Source organism: Pyxidicoccus trucidator (assembly GCF_010894435.1).
GTDB classification, from domain to species: domain Bacteria; phylum Myxococcota; class Myxococcia; order Myxococcales; family Myxococcaceae; genus Myxococcus; species Myxococcus trucidator.
The window spans coordinates 131166-149583 of record NZ_JAAIXZ010000002.1 but is presented as its reverse complement, the minus strand read 5'-3'; the positions used below and the strand labels follow the sequence as shown (position 1 = coordinate 149583).

The window sequence follows — 18418 nt, the reverse complement described above, 5'->3', positions numbered from 1 at the left end:
CCTCAGACGGCGTCAGCCTTGATCTTCGAGTCCTTGCTGAAGGTCTTCTTCGCCTTGAGCACGTGCTGGTAGAGGTACTTCCGGTACGGCTTCATGATGAGGCTGCGCCAGCCGATGGGCATGCCCCAGCGACGCAAGGGCGAGTCCCAGAAGTGCGCGATGACGATGCAGGGCTCGTGCGCCACCGTGAAGTGCCACCAGTGCGAGGGAATGAAGAGGGACTCCCCTGCCTTCAGGTCCACCTCGTAGGGGCTTGCGTGCTCGTAGAGCGGGAACTTCTTGAGGTCGATCTTGTCGAGCCCGCTCTCGAAGGGAATCTCGCTGCAGAAGACCGCCTCGTTCTCGTCGAACCAGGCCATGCCGCTGTCCTGCAGCTTGCGGGGATAGAGGAAGCGGGAGTCGTTCGGGTGGTAGAGGATGAACTTCTTCTGGCCGTGCGCCAGTTGCGCCACCACCTCGCGGCCGTTGTGCCAGTGAATGCCACGGAAGAAGCTGACGAACAGCGCACGGCGGGACGTCTCGCTGAAGGGCTCCGGGAGCTGGTCGAGCGACTCGGCGTTCGCGATGAAGTCCGGCGTCTTGTACTCCCCGCTCAGGGTCGGCAGGAACCGGCTGATGGAGAGCTGGCACACCGAGTAGCGCTGCGTCTCGGGGCTGTGCACCTTCTTCGCGTGCACCAGGGCTTCCGCGAGCTTCATCTGCGTGATTTCGAAGTCGTCATTCACCGTGGGGCCCTTGTCGCCCCAGTCGTAGACCGGGACGGGCGAGTCCCCCGCCACCCGCGCCAGGTAGTCGAAGTCCCACTTGAGCTGCGGCGGCGGAGACTTCTTCTGGACGATGACGACGGGACGGCCCTTCTCCAGGTAGTTCTTCCGGAAGAACTCCTCGGTGGGGTCCTCGATGCGCTCGATGGGAATGCTGTTCGTTGCCGAGTACGACTGGATCACATGGTCCTCCAGGAAGCCCTCGTCTAAGCCAAGCCATCCGAGGTAGGCATTGCCTACCATACGAGGGCACACGTGTGAGAGATGTTGAAAGCCTCCTGGGCGGCCCTGTCGCTCCAGGAGATGGGCGACGCTAGCATAAGTCCTCCCACCTCCACGTCGGCATGCGGCTGAAGAACGCCAGCTTGAGCGGGCCCCACGGGCCCTCAATCCGGTTGAGTTCCTCGGAGGTGTACTTTGGCAGTCCGATGGGACGCGCCGAGGCCCTGGACGACGCTCCTGTGCCTCGCAACCTCCCATGGTGAGGCGCGAGGGCCTCTTCCGCCCGTCACGCTTGACATTGCCTGGTGACAATTACATGCAGGGCGCTCAACCGCTCGCCATGGCGGCGGCACGCCTGCCGGGCGAGCACGCGTCGCGCGAGCGCATCCACCCTGGAGAGATGCCTTGGAGCGACGAGATCTCAATCCCCCCACCGTCTACAGCCTGCCTTCGCATTTCACGCAGGCGGTCAGCGTCCCGGTGACGAACGCGCGGCTGCTCTTCATCTCCGCGCAGCTGGCGCTGGACCCGCAGGGACAGCTCGTGGGCGCGGGGGACATGACCCGGCAGGCGGAGCAGGTCTTCGACAACCTGAAGGCCCTGCTGGCCGCGGAAGGCGCCACCCTGGACGACGTGACGAAGCTGACCATCTACGTCACGGACATCTCCCAGCGCGCCAAGGTGGGCGCCGTGCGCAGCCGCTACCTGACGGGCCGCAAGCCCGCCAACACCATCGTCGAGGTGCGCCGGCTCGCCTCGGATGACTGGCTCATCGCCATCGACGCCATCGCGGTGAAGCACGAGAGCTGACCCGCCGGGGATGACAGCTCTCCCAGGAGGATACGTCCCTCCTGGAAGAGTGGGTGCACGTCGGGCGCGCCGGGCACGCCTCCTGCCTGGCTCGCGGCCACGCTGCTAGCTGCTGGCGGAGGTGTAGTGGCCGATGGAGCGCAGCCACACGCGGCGGGCCACCCAGGCGAAGGCGACCGAGCCCACCACGGCGCCGACGAGGGACCTCGCCGGCAGCCGCCCCAGCATGGCCTCGGCGGGGAAGGTGGTCATCAGCGCCAGGGGGATGACGTAGGTAAAGACGAGCGTCAGCGCACCCTTCGCCACGCCCTGGAACATCGAGGACGGCCAGCGCGCGAAGTCGAAGATGGACGTGAAGAGGTACGTGAGGTTGTCCACGCGCACGACGAAGAAGGCCGCGCTCACCGTCAATATCCACAGCGAGTAGAGCAGCAGCGTGCTGGTGCCCAAGAGCAGCACCGAGGCCAGCACGCCCGTCAGCGACGGGGCGCGCCCCAGCTGCACGAAGGCGTAGACGAACAGCCCCAGCCCGGTGAGCACGTTGAAGGCACGCCAGGGCAGGAAGCGCTGGGTGGACACCAGGAACTGCGCGTCCGCGGGCTTGAGCAGCACGAAGTCCAGCGTGCCCTTGCGGATGTGCTCCACCACGCCCGTGAGGCTGGGGTTGATGGCGCCCTCGAGGATGCCCTGCAGGAGGGTGAACCAGCCCACCACCAGCAGCGCCTCGCCAAAGCCCCACCCCTCCACCACGGGCCGCTCGCCGTACACGACGAACAGCGGCGCCAGCGCGGTGAAGGTCCAGAAGAAGGAGGTGACTCCCTCGGTGAAGAAGTCCGCGCGGTACTGGAGCGCCAGCAGCCCGGAGGCTTTGAGCTGGATTCCCAACAACCGCAAGTAGCGCCGCACCATGCCCCTAGCCTCCAAACGCCGCGAAGCGCTTCACGCCCTGCTTCCACAGAACGACGGTCAACACGCCCAGCAGCGCCACCCAGGTCCACTGCGCTCCCAGCAGCACCAGCGCCTCGCGCCAGTCGTGCGCGCCCGTCATCAGCTCCACCGGAAGGCCAATCTGGTAGCGGAACGGCAGCCAGTTGATGAGGGTGCGCAGCCCCGCGGGCAGCAATTCCACCGGGTACATGTAGCCAGAGCAGACGAAGAAGAGCACCAGCCAGACCTCCATCACCTTCAGGCTGCTGCCCAGGAAGAAGCTGAGCGCGCCAATGGCGATATTGACCAGCAAGGTGATGGCCCACCCGCCCAGCACCGCCAGCACGAAGAACCCCCACTGCCACGCGTGCTGCGGCACCGCCTTGCTGCCCACCAGCACCACGCTGAGCACCATCACCGGCACGGCCACCAGCAGGCGCATGGGGAAGCCGGCGACGTTCTCCGCCGCGTACGCCCACAGCGGGGAGATGGGGCGTAGCAGGCGCATGGCCAGCGTGCCCTGCCGCACCTCCCAGTTGATGACCCAGGCGACCCAGACGCTGGTGAGCTGGCGCACCACGAAGGTGGCCAGGAAGTAACCCACGAAGTCCGCCTGCCCGAAGCGGCCCACCGGCGCGGTGCGCGCCACCGCCATCCAGAGCACCATGTTGACCAGCGGCAGGGTGGTGGACAGCACCCAGATGAACATCTCCGCGCGGTAGGCCACCGCCTCGGCGAAGCCCACCCGCAGCAGCGTGGGCATGGCGCGCAGCGTGGTGTGCAGGCTCATGCCGGCACCGACTCGCTCGCGGTGGCCTCGGCGGTCGCCACACGGCGCGCCTTGTTCTCCGCGAACAGCTCGCTCATGACCTCCTCCAGCGGCGCGTTCTCCACCGTGAGGTCCGTCACCGGCAGCCCCGCCAGCGCACGGGAGATGGTGGCGTTGACGGCCTCCTGCGGCACCTGGAGCACCACGGCGCCCGCCTCATGCAGCACCACCCGGCCCAGCAGTTCCAGGCGCGCGGCGTCCACCTGCTCGGCCAGCCGCAGCACCACGCGCTTCTCCGGGCGCACGCGCTGCACCAGCGCGTCCAGGCCGCCGTCATAGGACAGCGTCCCCTTGTCGATGACGATGACCCGGGGGCACAGCGCCGCCACGTCGTCCATGTAGTGGCTGGTGAGGATGAGCGTGGCGCCGTACTTCTCGTTGTACCCCTTGATGAACGTCCGCATGGTGGCCTGCATGGACACGTCCAGGCCGATGGTGGGCTCGTCGAGGAACAGCACGCGGGGCCGGTGGATGAGGGCCGCGGCCAGCTCGCACTTCATCCGCTCGCCCAGCGACAGCTGCCGGGTGGGCTTGCTGATGATGTCGCCGATGTCGAGCAGCGCCACCAGCTCGTCCATCGTCTGCTTGTACTGGACGGCGGGCACGTCGTAGATGGCGCGGTTGAGCTCGAAGGTCTCCGCCGGAGGAAGGTCCCAGAGCAGTTGCTGCTTCTGCCCCATGACGAGCATGATTTTCTTGAGGAAGGCCTCCTCCCGAAGCTGGGGCACGTGGCCATCCACCGTCACCTCGCCCTCCGAGGGGTGGAGCAGCCCGGCGAGGACCTTGAGCGTCGTCGTCTTCCCGGCGCCGTTGGGGCCCAGGAAGCCCACGCGCTCGCCGGGGCGGATGTCGAAGGAAATACCATCCACGGCCTTCACGGTGGTGTAGGTCCGGTGGAAGAGCGAGCGAAGGGCCGCCTTCAGGCCCGACGGGCGCTTGTGGACTTTGTAATGCTTGCGCAGGCCGCGGACGGAAATCATGTGCGGCGGGATTTAGCGCACTCGTTCCCGGGTGGCGACTTCTCAGTTCAAGCCCGGAAGCGGATGAAAGGAGTTGATGTGGCCACCCTCGGGAGGCGGCCCCACAGTCGAAGGTCTGGCCGGCATGGACGACCCGCGCCTCTTGGGCGCCTACCTGCTCTTCTACTGGCCGGTGTCCTACGCCCAGGCGCGGCCGGTGAGGACGTCCCGCATGTGGCGGAACGCCTTCACGCTGTCCTTCAGCGCGCTCCACGCGCCCTGCGCGAGCACGGTGGCCTGCACGCGCACGAGCCGCAGCCGGGGCTCCGGAGCCGGGGTACCGCGCGCCTGCGAGGGATTCATGAGGGAGGCGACGTTCATGGGGACACTCCTGGGGTTGGGAGTCATCGAGAGTGTCCACAGCGCCCGCAAAGTCAGCGTTGCGGCCGGGCAACTTCGCCGTCACATCGACCGACCTGGAGGGTGAGGCGCGGCGGGCTGGCCGGAGTCCTGGCGGGCCAGCGTCGTCCAGCGGACGTCTCCCTGTCCCGCGGGTGGAGACGGCGGACGGCGGACGTGGGGTCCGGTGGACGGGGGCGCTCTGGTACGGTGGCGGCACCCCGTCGTCACGGAGGAGTGAGTCTCGTGTCCGTCCCCCAGAGACCCTCACGCACCCTGTACCCGCCCCTCGAGCCCTACCGGAGCGGGCGCCTGCGCGTGTCCGCGCTCCACGAGCTGTACTTCGAGGAGAGCGGCAACCCCGGCGGCAAGCCGGTGGTCTTCGTCCACGGCGGTCCGGGCGGGGGGACGGATGCGCGGCAGCGGCGCTTCTTCGACCCGGACGCGTACCGCATCATCCTCTTCGACCAGCGCGGCTGCGGGAAGAGCACGCCCCATGCATCCCTGGAGGAGAACACCACCTGGGACCTGGTGGCCGACATGGAGCGGCTGCGCGAGCACCTGGGCCTCGTGCGGTGGCAGCTCTTCGGCGGCTCGTGGGGCAGCACGCTGGCGCTGGCCTACGCCCAGACGCACCCGGAGCGCGTCACGGAGCTGGTGCTGCGCGGCATCTTCCTCCTGCGCAAGCAGGAGATTGACTGGTTCTACCAGCGGGGCGCGGGCGCCATGTTCCCGGACGCCTGGGAGCACTACCTGGCCCCCATTCCCCCGGAGGAGCGCGGGGACCTGCTGGGCGCGTACGCACGGCGGCTGATGGGGGACGACGCCAGCGTCCAGCAGGAGGCCGCGCGCGCCTGGAGCGTGTGGGAGGGCCGCACGAGCTGCCTGTACCCCAACGCGGAGCTGGTGGCGCGCAACAGCGGGGACACCTTCGCCCTCGCCTTCGCCCGCATCGAGTGCCACTACTTCCTCAACCGGGGCTTCCTGCGCAGGGACACGCAGCTGCTCGACGAGGTGCACCGCATCCGCCACATCCCCGGCGTCATCGTCCAGGGGCGCTATGACGTGGTGTGCCCGCCGGAGAGCGCCTGGGCCCTGCACAAGGCGTGGCCGGAGGCGGAGCTCATCATCGTCCCGGACGCGGGCCACTCCGCGAACGAGCCCGGCAACACGGCCGCGCTGGTGGAGGCCACGGACCGCTTCCGCGGGCGCTGAGTCGGCTAGAGTCCTCCGGGTCCACACCACCGGGGGTTCAACTCACATGAGCGCAGAGAAGACAGCACGCAGCTGGGTCGAGGAGAGCGCCCTGCGCGCCGCGGGCGCCGCCGCCATTCCCATTCCCGTGCCGGGCGCGCACACCGCGCTCACGTCCGCCATCGAGGCGTACATGATCTTCCACGTCGCCGGCATCTACGGCGAGAAGCTCTCGCTCGGCGAGGCGCTCGGGCTCGTCCCCACGCTGGGCGCGGGCGTCGTCGCGCGCAAGGCGGCCAGCAGCGTCATCGGCGAGACGGTGGGCTGGATTCCCGTCGCCGGCTGGCTCCTCAAGGGTGCCGCCAGCGGGGGCACCGCCTTCGCCATGGGCGTGGCCGCGGTGAGCTACTTCGAGAAGAAGTACCCCGCCCGCGAGGCCGTCCCCTTCGAAACCGTGTCCATCAAGGACTGGGTGAAGAGCGCCCTGGCGCACCTGGGCTTCAAGCTGAAGTAGCCGCGGACGTCAGCGGCTGCCCAGCGCCGTGGCCAGCTCCTCGTAGATGTGGATGGCGCTGCGGATGGACTTCTCCCAGTCGCCCAGGTGCAGGCTCTCGTTCTCCGAGTGGGCGTACGTGTACGGGTCCTCCACGCCGATGAGCAGCGCGGGCACGCCGCCCAGTTCGCGCGCGAAGGGCTCCACGAAGGGAATGGACGCGCCGCAGCCAATGGCCACCGCCTTGCCGCCGTAGCCCTTCTCCAGCGCGCGGAACGCCGCCTGGAACGCGGGGTGCGACGGGTCCGTGTACCACCAGCCGGACGCGCCCTCGGTGTGGAACGACACGTCCAGCCCCCACGGGCACACCTTGCGCAGGTGCTCCTTCAGTCGCTGCTCCACGTCGCGCGGCTCCAGGTCCGGGACGATGCGGATGCCCACGCGCGCCCACGCCGAGTCGCAGATGATGTTGCGCGCGTCCTTGCGGCTGCTGGCCTGGATGGCGTTGATGGCGATGCTCGGCTGCCGCCAGTTCATCTCGAACGGGTGCTGCCCGCCGCCCAGCACCTGCGCGCCCGGCAGCAGCCCCACCTGCTCACGGAAGTACGCCTCGTTGCCCGGCAGCGAGTGGATGCTCGCGCGCTCCGCCTCCGTCAGCGGCCGCACCCGCTCGCGGATGCCTTCAATGGCGATGGAGCCGTCCGGGTGCGTCAGCGTGGCCAGCATCCGGCACAGCGCCATGACGGGGTCCGGCACGGGCCCGCCCCACATGCCCGAGTGCACCGCCTGCTTCAGCGCGCGCACCTCCACGTCCACCGTGACGAGCCCGCGCAGCGCGGTGGTGATGGACGGCAGCCCCGTGTCGAAGTTCGCCGTGTCCGTGAGGACAATCGCGTCCGCCTTCAGCAGCGCCGCGTGCTTCTGCAGGAAGGCGGACAGGTGGTTGCTGCCCACCTCCTCCTCGCCCTCGATGATGACCTTCACGTTGAGCGGCAGGCGACCGGCGCCCTTCAGCCACGCGTCCACCGCCGAGGTGTGCACGACGATGCCGGCCTTGTCGTCCGCCGTGCCACGTCCGTACAGCCGCCCGTCCCGCTCCGTGGGCTCGAAGGGCGCGCTCTTCCAGGCCGCCGCATCCCCCGCCGGCTGCACGTCGTGGTGCGCGTACAGCAGCAGCGTGGGCCTGCCCGGCGCCTTGAGCACCTCCCCGTAGACGTACGGGTGCGCCCCCTCGATTTCGAGGAGCTGAACGTTTTCAAACCCACGGTCCTTCAGCAGCCTCGCGGTGGCCTCGGCGCTGCGGCGGACCTCGGCCGGGTCGAAACCAGGGAATGAGACACTGGGAATCCGGACGAGGGCCTTGAGGTCCTCGAGGTAGGCGTGCTTCTGGGACTCGAAGTGGAAGAGTGCCTTGTCGGTGGACATGGCCACCGAATAGCCCAAAAGGCAGGCAAGCGCCTCCATGTGGTCCGTGCGGTCCGCACAGGGTCAGGTATCATGCGCTCCCATGCCAGAGACTCCGACCCTGCTGCTCGTGGACGACGACAGCTTCGTGCGCCGCATCCTCAAGGACGTCATCTCCGAAACGGGCATCGAGCTGCGGCTGCTCGAGGCCGCGGACGGTGAAGAGGGGCTGGCGGTGGCCGCGCGCGAAAAGCCCGCGGTCATGTTCCTGGACCTCTTCATGCCGAAGAAGAGCGGCCTGGAAGTGCTGGGCGCCATCAAGACCGTCTCGCCGCTGACACGGGTGCTGGTCATCAGCAGCATGGACGCCGAGCCCGTGGTGGAGCAAGCCATGGCAGCGGGCGCCGTGGGCTTCGTGGGCAAGCCCTTCCATCCGCTGGAAATCGCCTCGGCCGTGCGCCAGGCGCTGGCTCACTGATTCACGGGGTGTCTGCGTGTCGTCTCCTGCTGTGGGTTACTGGGTAGCAGACAACCTGGGTCGCGTGCTGGGCCCACTGGCGCTCCAGGCCCTGAGGGAGCTCATCTCCTCAGGGCGGCTGAAGGCCGCGGTGCGGGCCTCTCGCGACGGCAACACCTGGGTGGCCCTCCAGGAGCTGCCCGAGCTGCGGGACTTGTTCGCCGCCGCGCAGCCCACCCAATCGGTGGAGCAGCAGCAGGCCGAGCGCCTCCGCACGCAGCTGCGGGGCCTGCAGAACCTGGCGGCCCACGAAATCTTCGGCATCAAGCCGCACGCGAGCCTGGACGAGCTGCGACTGGCCTACTTCCGCATGGCCAAGCGCTTCACGCCGGACCACATGGCCCCGGACACGCATCCGGAGCTGAAGAAGGTGTCGGCGGAGATCTTCGACTTCCTCTCGCGCCGCATGCGCGAGGCGGAGGCCCTCTACACGCAGGGCGCGCAGCCGGCCCGTACGGTCGCCCCGCCCCGGCTGGACCTGGGAGGCGCCACCGCCGCGCCGCCCGTGGCGCCAGCGAGGCCTCCAGTCGCGCCGATGGCGCCTCCGGTGGCCGCCATGCCGCCCCGGCCACCGCCCGTGATGCACGCGGCGGCGCCCATGCCGGCGCGCGCGCCCATCGCGCCGCCACCCGCGCCCGCCGCACCCGCACCCGTCTACCGCACGCATCCGGCGCCCGCGCCGCAGCCGCCGCCCGCCTCCACCGTCCGCAAGGCGACGACGGCGCCCACCTACTCCAGCGCCGAGTTCGTGGGCCTGGAGCGGCGCTCGGACGACCGCATCCACGCCGACGTGAAGGTGTCACTGCAGAACGCGGGCATCTTCACCGACCACCGCATCATCAACCTGTCCTCGGGCGGCCTCTTCATCGCCACGGACAAGCCACTGCGGTTGGGGACCCAGGTGGAGCTGACGCTGCGCTTCGACGACCCGCCAAGGGTCATGACGCTGCGCAGCGCCGTCATCTGGGAGAACTCGATCGAGGACGGAAAGAACCCGCGCGGCTACGGACTGCGGCTCAGCCACCTCCGCAAGGAGGAGAAGGAATTCGTCCAGCAGTACCTGACCCGCGCGAAGCCCGTGAAGAAGTGAGGCTTCCGAACTTCGCGAACTTCGCGAGCTTCGCGAGCTTCGCCCGGCGCGACTAGAGCATCTGACCGAGGAACACCGCCCCGGTCATCACGAAGGCGGCCATCACCGCCATCACCGCCTTCAGCTCCAGGTCATCGCGGCCCATCACGTTCAGGAACCTCATTGTCGTTACCTCCAGTATTGCCCCTCGCCCTTTCCTACGGGGTGCGGGGGAACCCATTGCACATGCCCCCCGGGGCTCCCCGGGGACGGCTTGCGGACACTTGGAGCGCCCCCCAGGATGACGGCTGTGTCTCCCCCTTCTGCTGTGTCTTCCCCTCTCGTGGACTACCGGTTGCTCGACAGGTTGCCCGTCGCCGTCGCCGTGGTCCGGGGTGAGCGCCTGCTGCACGCCAACGCGGCCCTGGCGACCCTCTTTGGAGTGCCCGCCGCGGAGCTGCTGGCCCTTCCCGTCACCGAGATAATCGCCCGCTTCGTCCCCGAGGAGCGCGGGTGGGTGGAGCCCATCTACGAGACCTACTCCCGGGGTGGGAAGCGCCCCGAGCAGCCCATCTGGGTCCGCATACGGCGGGCCGACGGGCAGGCACGCACCGTGTCGGTACGGCACTCGCCGGGCCTGACGCCGGAAGACACCGTGGTGCTGGTGCAGGACGCGGAGGGCGAGAACTCCGTGCGGCGGCTCACCGAGGCGCTGGCGGCTGCGGCCGCGGAGATGATGCGCTGCCGGGACGAGCAGGCGGTGATGGAGAAGGCCGTGGAGGCCGTGCACCGCCAGGGCTTCTACGTGTCCATCCTGTTGCTGGAAGGCGACATCTTCCGGCATGGGCCCATGCGCCAGGAGGACGCCAGCGTGGCCGCGGCGGAGCGGATGTACGGCATGCGCATTGGCGACGTGCGCATCCCCCGCGACGCCATGCCGCACTTCCGGGAGCTGCTCCAGCGGCGCAAGGCGGCCTTCCACCCGGACGCCTTCGCCATCGCGAGCCGCATCCACTCGCCCGAGGTGATGGAGAACATCCGCCAGCTCTACCCTCCGGAGACCCAGGGCCTGGACGCGCCCATCCTCGTGGAGGGCGAGCCGTTCGGCATCCTCTCCGTGCAGGGCACCACCATCACCCCGGGGGCCGCGGGCACGCTGGAGCTGTTCGCGCAGCTGCTGGGCAGCGCGCTGGAGAACGTGCGCCACCACCAGAGCATGACGATGCGGCTGGAGGAGGTGTCCCGGCTCCAGGACGAGCTGGTGGCGCGCGAGCGGCTGACGGTGCTGGGAGAGGCCGCGGGCGTGGTGGCCCACGAGGTGCGCAACCCGCTGGGCGCCGTCCTCAACGCGGTGGCGGTGCTGCGGCGCGAGGCGCACCTGGGCCCCACCGGGCAGGCCGCGGTGGGCATGCTGGAGGAAGAGGTCATCCGGCTGGAGGACATCGTCAAGGACCTGCTGGACGTGGTGCGCCCGCTGGAGCCGCGCCCCCGGCCGGTGCAGCTGGGCGAGCTGGTGCGCCGCGCGCTGGGGCAGCTCCACGGTCCCCCGGACGCGCCCACGCTGCGCTTCGTCGTGGACGAGGCGCCGGACATGCCCGACCTCGAAGGCGACGAGACGCTGCTCCAGCTCGCGGTGACGCACCTGGTGCGCAACGCGGTGCAGGCGTCACCCACCGGCGGCAAGGTGCGGATGTCGGTGGCGCCGTCGGAGAGAGGCGTGTGCCTGGTGGTGGAGGACGAGGGCCCCGGCATCCCCGACGTGGACCCGCGCCGCGTCTTCGAGCCCTTCTTCCTCACCCGCGCCAACGGGCGGGGGCTGGGGCTGGCCATCGTCCGGCGCGTGGTGCTGGCGCACGGAGGCACCGTGCGCGCCATGGCCCGGCCCGAAGGCGGCGCGCGCTTCGAGTTGCAGCTGCCCCTGGAGGCGGGCCGCATCTCTCCGGTGTAGCGCCGCGCCCGGGGCGGCGGCCTGCCCTATGCTCGGGGGCATGACTTCCGACGAGAGCAGCCCACGGGGACCGCGTGGGCGTCCTCCACGCCTCTCGAGAGACCTCGTGGTGGCAACCGCCGTCGCCGTCGTCCGGGAGCAGGGGCTGCGACAGCTCTCCATGCGGACGCTGGCCGAGCGGCTCGGGGCCACCCCCATGGCCGTGTACAAACACGTCGAGAGCCGCGACGCGCTCGCGCTCCTGACTGTCGAGGCCATCTTCCAACCCCTCACGCTCCCGGATGAGCGCCTGGAGCCCGTGCCCTGGCTCCGGGAGCTGGCGGCGCGGGTGCGCGCCCTCGGCCTGGCGCACCGGGGCGTCATGGAGTTCCTGCTGGATGAGGGCCCCGTGGCCCACACCACGCTCGTCATCCTCGACAGGACGGTCCGCAAGCTGCACGACGCGGGGCTCCCCTGGGACGAGGCGGGAGCGCTGCACAACACCTTCTTCTCCTGGCTGGCGGGAGCGGTCCGCAGGCAGGAGCCCTCCCCTTCCTTCCAGCGGTTCTTCGACGCGGCGGCGGCGCTGCCCGCCTCGGACTACCCCGGCCTCGCCCACAGCCTGCCGCACATGCGGGCCACGGAAGTCGAGCGCGAGTTCGAGGCCAGCCTGGGCTTCATGCTCGAGGGAATCCAGCGGCGCATCGACGCACGGACGGCCCCGGCCCCGAAGCCTCCACGGCCCGGCCAGGACTGAGCGCCCTCAGGCGTCCTTCGTCACGCCACCGCTTCCGGTGTCCCAGTGCCTGTCGAGCTCCCCCCGCTCGGCGAGGAGCGCGGCCGCTCCGCCCACGCGGGCGAGCACCGCGTCGCGCGCGGCGACCACCCGGCGCCGGACCGACGCCACGTCGACATCGACCAGGGCGCCCTGGAGCTTCACCCACCTGCCGCGGACCATCACCGACTCGACATTGCCCGCATGGGCCTGGAGCACCACCGCGTCCCGGGCGCGGTTGAGCGGCGTCAGGTTCAGCGCGTCGGCGGAGAGGACCACCAGGTCCGCCTGCTTGCCGGGACGGAGCGAGCCCGTGACGTGTCCCAGGCCCAGGGCCTGCGCGGCCTCGAGCGTCACCATCTGGAGGACGCGAGCGGCCTTGAGCTCGAGCTCCCGGGGCAGGCCCACCCGCTCGTTCGTCCTCCCGCGCTCCACCTGCAAGGCCAGCCGCATCGCGGTGAACAAGTCTCCACCGTTGCTGGAGACGACGTCGCAGCCGAGCGTCGTCCGGACGCCGCGGCGCAGCGCCCGCCCGGTGATGGGAAAGCCCATGCCCATCTGCAGCTCGCTCTCCGGCGTCACCGCGAGGGAGCCGCCGCTCCCGGCGATGCGCGCAAGGTCCTCGTCGGAGCTCCACGTGCAGTGGACGAAGAGCAGGTCCGGGCCGAGCAGCCCCTCGTCCGCCATCCGCTGGACTTCGCTCGGGCCCGACACGGGCCACGCGGAGCAATGGGCGGTGATGGGGACGCCAAGCTCGCGCGCCGAGTGGAGCTCGGCCCTGCTCTGCTCCCAGGGGACCTGCATCTCCGTCAGGGCAACGCCCAGCCGCACCAGGCCGTCATCCGAGGCCAGGCGCGTGCGCCGCAGGCGCCGGGCCTCCTGGAGCCGGCTCGCGTGCGTCGGCAGCGCGGGACTGTCGCCGGGCCCCGCCGCATAGCCGTACGCGAAGAGCGCCCGGATGCGGGCCTCCTCCAGCGCGGCGAGCGCGGCGTCCGCGTGCTCGGGGGACTGCATGCAGTGGGAGTAGTCGACGAGGGTGGTGATGCCCGCGTCGAGGGCCTCCAGCGCTCCGGCCAGGTTGGCGGCATGGAGGTCTTCGGGTCGGAACGCGGGGGCGAGCTTCACGCGGACCGCCGCCAGGTAGTCCATCACCGTCCAGTCCGCCCCGAGCGCGCGCAGCGGCGTCTGCCACGTGTGCCGATGCGTATCGATGAGGCCCGGCATGACGAGCTTCCCGCGCAGGTCGACCACGCGGCAGTCGTCGACGCGCAGCTCGGGGGCGAGCGCGACGATGAGCCCGTCCTCGACCAGGACGTCGCCGCGCGGCAGGTCCTCCTGCCCGGGCTCACAGGTGATGACCTCCGCCCCACGAAGCAGCCATCGGTCGCCCATGCGGTGCTCCTCCTGTCACGTTGACTTAGTATACGCCGTATACCAAACCCTGGCGACCGGGGGGCTCCAGGGCCGGAGCTGGCACGCCCCGCCTTCACCCAGGGTCATCGCGCCTGCACTGGCAAGCAGGTAGGCGCCTGTGTGCCACCCTGATTGTCGGGGCTAGGCAACTTCCCGGCTTATCGGCCGATGATTGGATCAGGAATTTTCCAATTCTTGAGGTTCCAATACATGGTCGCACCAACCAGCGGCGTAAGCGGTAGCAGCAGCACCGGGGCATCGGGGAACGACGCGGCGGCGGCAGCGGCAGCAGCCGAAGCAGCGCGTCGCCGTGCCGAAGAGGCCCGCAAGGCCGCTGAAGCCGCCCGCAAGGCCGCCGAGGCCGCCGCCCGCGCCGCCGCCGAGGCCGCGAAGGCCGCCGCCGCCGCCAAGAAGGCCGCCGAGGCCGCCAAGCAGCAGGCCGCCGACAAGACGAAGACGCCCCCGGAGCAGAAGAAGGCCGCCGAGGCCTCCAAGCTCGCCGAGGAGCAGGCCGCCGCCGCCGCCAAGGCCTCCCAGCAGAAGGCCCAGGCGCTCCAGAAGGCCGAAGAGAACGTCGCCATCACCGCCAAGAAGGCGGCGACGGAGATGACGAAGGCGAATGAAATCGCCAAGCGGGAGAAGGTCGCCGAGCCCTTCACCGAGAAGGACATCAAGGGCACCGAGCCCAAGAAGAACGAGCTGGCCTCCGCCTTCGAGGGCACCCGCCGCAAGGCGGACCTGGAGAAGCTGCTGGGCGTCAAGGCGCCCACGGCCGCCGAGACGCAGCAGCGGCTCGACGGGGAGAAGCAGTTCGACATCCTCAACAGCAAGCCGGAGAACCGCGCCGCGCTGGAGCAGCTCGGCATCAAGAACGGCCAGGACCTGGTCAACTTCGGCGACCGGCTGGAGGGACAGGCGACGACGGGGACCGGCCCTCGCGCCAACGACGTCCCGCTCAAGGACGTGAAGGACCAGGAGGCCCTGGGCCGCATCATCTCCGCGGCGGGTGAGACGCGCACCAACGCGGAGCTGAAGAAGACGCTGAAGGATCCGCTCTTCGCTTCGGAGGTCAAGGAGGGCAAGACGCCGAAGGAGGCCAAGGAGTCCGTCGAAATCGCCGACGCCCTGAAGCTGTCCGAGCGCGAGTTCAAGAACGTCTTCCGCAATGACAGCGCCCGCGGCGCGGCCCGCACGCTGGTCGACCCGAAGTCCTCGCCCGACCAGCGGCTGTCCGCCGCCCTCTCCCTGGGCTCCTCCATCACCCAGGGGCTCCCGCCCGAGAAGGTGAAGGAAGTCCTCGGCAACATCGGTGAGCGCATCCCCGGCAACGATTTGCTCAACCGGGGCAATGCCCAGCTCGGCAACGCCAAGGCCGCGGTCGACGCCTACACGGCGCTCTTCGACCCGAAGGCCTCGGATGCCGCCAAGGCCAAGGCCGGCGTGGCCCTGGCCACCGCGGCCAAGAACCTGCTCGGCGCCGAGGGGACACAGGCCATGAAGGACCTGGCGCCCGCGCTGCGCAAGCTCGACGGCCCCGCGCGCTTTGCCGGCGCCGGCCTCACGCTGATGGACCCGAACGCGAAGCCGGAGGACAAGGCGCTCGCCGCGCTCCAGCTCGCCGGAGAGGCCCCGGGCGCGTGGCGGGACGGCAAGGAGTTCCTCAAGACGCTCCGCGAGGCGAAGGTCCCCAACCCGGAGGGCCTGGTCACCGACGCCCAGTCGCTCGCCAACCGCACGCTGGGCGACCTGCCGGACGACCTGAAGAACAAGCTCACCGCCAACCAGGTCAGCGAGCTGGGCCAGGCCGGCAGCAAGGTGGACATCAAGGACCTCACCCCGCTGCTGCAGAAGCTCGACGCGAGCAACGCGGAGGGGCTGGACAACGTCCTCAAGCAGGTCAACAACGCCGCCAACCCGGAAGAGGCGAAGCGCTTCCTCAGCGCGGTGAACGGGCTGGACCCGAAGGTCACCGCCGAGGCGCTCAAGAACCCGGCCACCGCGGAGAAGCTCTTCAAGCTGTCCGGGAAGATGCCGCTGGACGCCACCACCGACCACCTCGGCGAGGCGCTCAAGCTGGCGAAGTCGCCGGGGGACCTCGACAAGCTCCTCACCTCGCTCGACGGGGTGGACGCGGCCGACGCCAACAAGCTCGCCAAGAGCCTGAAGGGGCTGGACGCCTCCGAGTTCAGCAAGCTCGTCAACAAGGACGGCGCGCTGGACGACCTGGCCAAGACGGTGAAGCACCTGGACGGCCAGGACCTCGACACCTTCGTGAAGCTCACGAAGAACATGGACGCGGACGGCATCGCCAACCTGGCGAAGTTCGCGGGCAAGGCCGACCCCTCCATCATCAACAACGTGCTGAAGGTGGCGGGCCCCCTCCTGGAGCACATGGACGGCCGCACCGTCGGCCAGCTCGGCAAGGCGCTCTCGCAGGGCCTCGACATGATGAGCGGCCTGCTCGGGAGGATGGGCGTCACCGTCACGGGTGAGGTCGCCGGCAAGGTCCTGAAGAACCTGAGCAAGATCGTCCCGGGCCTCGGCGCGCTGCCGGGCCTCTACGACGCGGCGATGCTCACCAAGGAGTCCGCCGAGCTCTACTCGAAGAACAAGGACCTGAGCTTCCTGGCGGCGACGGGCGCCAAGCTCAACGCGCTGGACGCGATTGGCGGCCTCGTCCTCGACGCGACGGGAGTCGGCGTCGGCGTGGACCTGGCGGCCGGCGCGGTGCTCGGCGTGGCGGAGCTCGCCATCGACATCGGCCTGCACTCCGAGAAGGCGAAGATGGAGCAGGCCGAGCAGCAGGGGAAGGAGTACGAGGCGCCGGACTGGGTGAAGGGCGTCAACCTCGTCTCCGCCGTCGCCACCGGCCCCGCGGGCATCGCCCACATGGTCGGCCACTACGGCCCGAAGGAATCCTTCGAGATGGCCAAGTGGGGCCTGCAGCAGGGTGGGAAGATCGCCGAGAAGGCCTGGGACGTGATGAAGCACGTCGGCGGGAAGTTCGTCGAGTTCGCCGGCGAGGCCGTCGAGGCGCTGAAGAACCTGGGCGAAGCGGGCGTGGACAAGCTGGAGGACCTGGCCAAGGGCACCGGCGAGCTCGCGGAAGCCGCGGCGGAGAAGGCCCAGCAGGCGCTGAAGGACGTGGCGAAGACCACGGGCGAGGCGGCGAAGAAGGCGGCCGAGGCCATCTCCCGCGGCGTCGACGCGGGGGCGACGTGGGCGAAGGACGCCGCCACCGAGCTGCTCAAGGACGGGGTCGGCGCCATGAAGGACGTGGCGAAGGCCTGGGCCGACGGGATGTCCGACGGCGCGAAGGCGGTGGTCGACGGCCTCGAGAACCTGGGTGAGGAGGGCATCGAAGCGCTGCAGGACCTGGGCAGCCTGGGCGGTGACGTGGCGGAGTACACCGTGGGCAAGCTCAAGAACCTGGCCGACGCCGGCTTCGACGCGGCGAAGGATGCACTCGGCGTGATTGGAGACCTGGGCGGCAAGGCCGGTGACCTGGCCAAGGACGTGCTGGGAGGGTTCGGCGACGCCGCCAAGAAGTTCATCCCCGGCATCTAGGCCGCTCGCGACACGGCATCACCCGAAGGCCCCGGTGCTTCACGCGCCGGGGCCTTCTGTTTTCACCGCTTGGAGAACAGGCCACGGAAGCGGCCGGCCGCTCTCTTCGCGCTCGGCAGAAGTCCGCGCGGTGACGATGTTTCCCCAGATACCGGGGGAGAGTGATGTCGCGATTCGTCATGGGGCTGCTGGCCCTGAGCCTGCTGGGGTCCACCCTGCTGCTCTCCGGGTGTACCGGACGTGACGCCCCGGAGTCCTCGCCCGCCGCCGGGCAGACGACCGCTTCCGCGCTGGAAGCGAGGCCTCGCGAGCAGCGGCTCCCCGGGCCGCCCATCCGCATCGCGATGAGCGCGGCGTTCGTGTCCGAGTCGGGCATCGGCGTCTACTCGAAGCTCGCGGACTGGCTCGCGGGGCAGCTCGGCCGGCAGGTCGAGTTCGTGAGCGGCTTCTCATACGGCACCATCAGCGAGATGATCGACGACGGCGCCGTGGACGCGGCCTTCATCTGTGGCTACCCCTACGTGCTCAAGCAGGACGGGCCCGACCCCACCATCGACGTGCTGGCCGCTCCGGTGATGAAGGCCCCCCGCTACGGCAACCAGCCCCTCTATTTCTCCGACCTCATCGTCCGGAGCGACAGCGGCTTCCGCCGGTTCGAGGACCTGAAGGGCGCGACGCTCGTCTACAACGAGGAGAGCTCGAACTCCGGCTACAACATGCCCCGCTCCTTCCTCATCGAGCGCGGGCTCACGGAGGGCTTCTTCGGGAAGGTCCTCCGCTCGGGCTCGCATGAGGAGTCCATCCGGATGGTGGCGAGCGGCGAGGCCGATGCGAGCTTCGTCGACAGCCTGGTGCTCGACTACGACCGGGAGCTGCACTTCGGCTCCGCCGCCGACGTCCGGGTGCTGATGTCGCTGGGGCCCGAGGCCATCCCCCCGGTGGTTGTCTCGACGACGATGGAGCCCGAGCTGCGGCGGCGCATGGGCTTCGCGCTGACGCACATGCACGAGGATGCGGGGGGGCGCCAGATTCTCGACGAGGCGTTGATCAGCCGCTTCGAACCCGTGGAGGATGCTCATTACGATGGAATCCGCCGACGCCATGCGCTCGCGCAGCGTGCCGGGTTCCTGAGTCTCAAGTGAGGCGCAC

The 18418-nt window shown here is 69.7% G+C and carries 16 protein-coding genes; 9 read left to right on the top strand and 7 right to left on the bottom strand.

What is annotated here, in order from left to right; all coding sequences use genetic code 11:
* Window positions 1–2 precede the first annotated feature (2 nt).
* Window positions 3–947, bottom strand: coding sequence for a cupin-like domain-containing protein (locus tag G4D85_RS07275; RefSeq protein WP_164009404.1), 945 nt, complete (start codon window positions 945–947; stop codon window positions 3–5).
* A gap of 444 nt (window positions 948–1391) precedes the next feature.
* On the opposite strand from G4D85_RS07275, the gene G4D85_RS07270 reads away from it, so the two are divergent.
* A complete protein-coding gene (locus G4D85_RS07270) occupies window positions 1392–1796 on the top strand; it encodes a RidA family protein (protein WP_164009402.1) in 405 nt (134 codons plus the stop codon).
* Between the two features lie 105 nt (window positions 1797–1901).
* Here G4D85_RS07270 and G4D85_RS07265 read toward each other — a convergent pair whose 3' ends face one another.
* The 4 genes from G4D85_RS07265 to G4D85_RS07250 all read right to left on the bottom strand — a co-directional run bounded on the left by G4D85_RS07265 (window position 1902) and on the right by G4D85_RS07250 (window position 4892).
* Window positions 1902–2705 (bottom strand): ABC transporter permease, encoded by an 804-nt coding sequence (locus G4D85_RS07265; protein ID WP_164009401.1) that lies wholly within the window; start codon window positions 2703–2705, stop codon window positions 1902–1904.
* A gap of 4 nt (window positions 2706–2709) precedes the next feature.
* Entirely contained in the window at window positions 2710–3513 is an 804-nt protein-coding gene (locus G4D85_RS07260; RefSeq protein ID WP_164009399.1) for an ABC transporter permease, read from the bottom strand.
* Window positions 3510–4532, bottom strand: a complete 1023-nt coding sequence (locus G4D85_RS07255; RefSeq protein ID WP_164009397.1) for an ABC transporter ATP-binding protein — start codon at window positions 4530–4532, stop codon at window positions 3510–3512. Before G4D85_RS07255 ends, G4D85_RS07260 begins: the two co-directional genes overlap by 4 nt.
* 177 nt (window positions 4533–4709) lie before the next feature.
* A complete protein-coding gene (locus G4D85_RS07250; protein ID WP_164009395.1) occupies window positions 4710–4892 on the bottom strand; it encodes a hypothetical protein in 183 nt (60 codons plus the stop codon).
* Between the two features lie 264 nt (window positions 4893–5156).
* On the opposite strand from G4D85_RS07250, the gene pip reads away from it, so the two are divergent.
* Both pip and G4D85_RS07240 read left to right on the top strand, forming a co-directional pair.
* On the top strand, window positions 5157–6125 hold the full coding sequence (gene pip / locus G4D85_RS07245) for a prolyl aminopeptidase (protein ID WP_164009393.1): 969 nt from the start codon (window positions 5157–5159) through the stop codon (window positions 6123–6125).
* Window positions 6126–6171: 46 nt separating this feature from the next.
* A complete protein-coding gene (locus G4D85_RS07240) occupies window positions 6172–6618 on the top strand; it encodes a DUF697 domain-containing protein (protein ID WP_164009391.1) in 447 nt (148 codons plus the stop codon).
* A 9-nt stretch (window positions 6619–6627) separates the two neighbouring features.
* On the opposite strand, the gene G4D85_RS07235 is transcribed toward G4D85_RS07240, so the two are convergent.
* Window positions 6628–8022 (bottom strand): M20/M25/M40 family metallo-hydrolase, encoded by a 1395-nt coding sequence (locus G4D85_RS07235; protein ID WP_205525457.1) that lies wholly within the window; start codon window positions 8020–8022, stop codon window positions 6628–6630.
* Window positions 8023–8104: 82 nt separating this feature from the next.
* Here G4D85_RS07235 and G4D85_RS07230 point away from each other — a divergent pair, with 82 nt between their 5' ends.
* The 4 genes from G4D85_RS07230 to G4D85_RS07215 all read left to right on the top strand — a co-directional run bounded on the left by G4D85_RS07230 (window position 8105) and on the right by G4D85_RS07215 (window position 12271).
* Window positions 8105–8479 (top strand): response regulator, encoded by a 375-nt coding sequence (locus tag G4D85_RS07230; protein ID WP_164009388.1) that lies wholly within the window; start codon window positions 8105–8107, stop codon window positions 8477–8479.
* 16 nt (window positions 8480–8495) lie between these two features.
* Window positions 8496–9608, top strand: a complete 1113-nt coding sequence (locus G4D85_RS07225) for a TIGR02266 family protein (protein WP_240359130.1) — start codon at window positions 8496–8498, stop codon at window positions 9606–9608.
* A gap of 280 nt (window positions 9609–9888) precedes the next feature.
* Window positions 9889–11535: an ATP-binding protein gene (locus tag G4D85_RS07220; RefSeq protein WP_205525456.1), complete on the top strand. Its 1647-nt coding sequence runs from the start codon at window positions 9889–9891 to the stop codon at window positions 11533–11535.
* Between the two features lie 106 nt (window positions 11536–11641).
* On the top strand, window positions 11642–12271 hold the full coding sequence (locus tag G4D85_RS07215; RefSeq protein ID WP_205525455.1) for a TetR/AcrR family transcriptional regulator: 630 nt from the start codon (window positions 11642–11644) through the stop codon (window positions 12269–12271).
* A gap of 6 nt (window positions 12272–12277) precedes the next feature.
* On the opposite strand, the gene G4D85_RS07210 is transcribed toward G4D85_RS07215, so the two are convergent.
* Window positions 12278–13681 (bottom strand): amidohydrolase family protein, encoded by a 1404-nt coding sequence (locus tag G4D85_RS07210; RefSeq protein WP_164009382.1) that lies wholly within the window; start codon window positions 13679–13681, stop codon window positions 12278–12280.
* A 231-nt stretch (window positions 13682–13912) separates the two neighbouring features.
* Between G4D85_RS07210 and G4D85_RS07205 the strand changes: the two genes are divergently transcribed.
* Together G4D85_RS07205 and G4D85_RS07200 are read left to right on the top strand one after the other, a co-directional pair.
* A complete protein-coding gene (locus tag G4D85_RS07205) occupies window positions 13913–17269 on the top strand; it encodes a hypothetical protein (RefSeq protein WP_164009381.1) in 3357 nt (1118 codons plus the stop codon).
* A 164-nt stretch (window positions 17270–17433) separates the two neighbouring features.
* On the top strand, window positions 17434–18411 hold the full coding sequence (locus G4D85_RS07200) for a PhnD/SsuA/transferrin family substrate-binding protein (protein ID WP_164009380.1): 978 nt from the start codon (window positions 17434–17436) through the stop codon (window positions 18409–18411).
* Window positions 18412–18418: the final 7 nt, after the last annotated feature.

Excerpts from the sequence above, each read along its gene's own strand:
- G4D85_RS07200 (WP_164009380.1), top strand. The coding sequence starts at position 17,434 with ATGTCGCGATTCGTCATGGGGCTGCTGGCCCTGAGCCTGCTGGGGTCC.
- G4D85_RS07260 (WP_164009399.1), bottom strand. The coding sequence starts at position 3,513 with ATGAGCCTGCACACCACGCTGCGCGCCATGCCCACGCTGCTGCGGGTG.
- G4D85_RS07240 (WP_164009391.1), top strand. The coding sequence starts at position 6,172 with ATGAGCGCAGAGAAGACAGCACGCAGCTGGGTCGAGGAGAGCGCCCTG.
- G4D85_RS07205 (WP_164009381.1), top strand. The coding sequence starts at position 13,913 with ATGGTCGCACCAACCAGCGGCGTAAGCGGTAGCAGCAGCACCGGGGCA.
- G4D85_RS07255 (WP_164009397.1), bottom strand. The coding sequence starts at position 4,532 with ATGATTTCCGTCCGCGGCCTGCGCAAGCATTACAAAGTCCACAAGCGC.
- G4D85_RS07235 (WP_205525457.1), bottom strand. The coding sequence starts at position 8,022 with ATGTCCACCGACAAGGCACTCTTCCACTTCGAGTCCCAGAAGCACGCC.
- G4D85_RS07210 (WP_164009382.1), bottom strand. The coding sequence starts at position 13,681 with ATGGGCGACCGATGGCTGCTTCGTGGGGCGGAGGTCATCACCTGTGAG.
- G4D85_RS07250 (WP_164009395.1), bottom strand. The coding sequence starts at position 4,892 with ATGAACGTCGCCTCCCTCATGAATCCCTCGCAGGCGCGCGGTACCCCG.
- G4D85_RS07230 (WP_164009388.1), top strand. The coding sequence starts at position 8,105 with ATGCCAGAGACTCCGACCCTGCTGCTCGTGGACGACGACAGCTTCGTG.
- G4D85_RS07220 (WP_205525456.1), top strand. The coding sequence starts at position 9,889 with ATGACGGCTGTGTCTCCCCCTTCTGCTGTGTCTTCCCCTCTCGTGGAC.
- G4D85_RS07265 (WP_164009401.1), bottom strand. The coding sequence starts at position 2,705 with ATGGTGCGGCGCTACTTGCGGTTGTTGGGAATCCAGCTCAAAGCCTCC.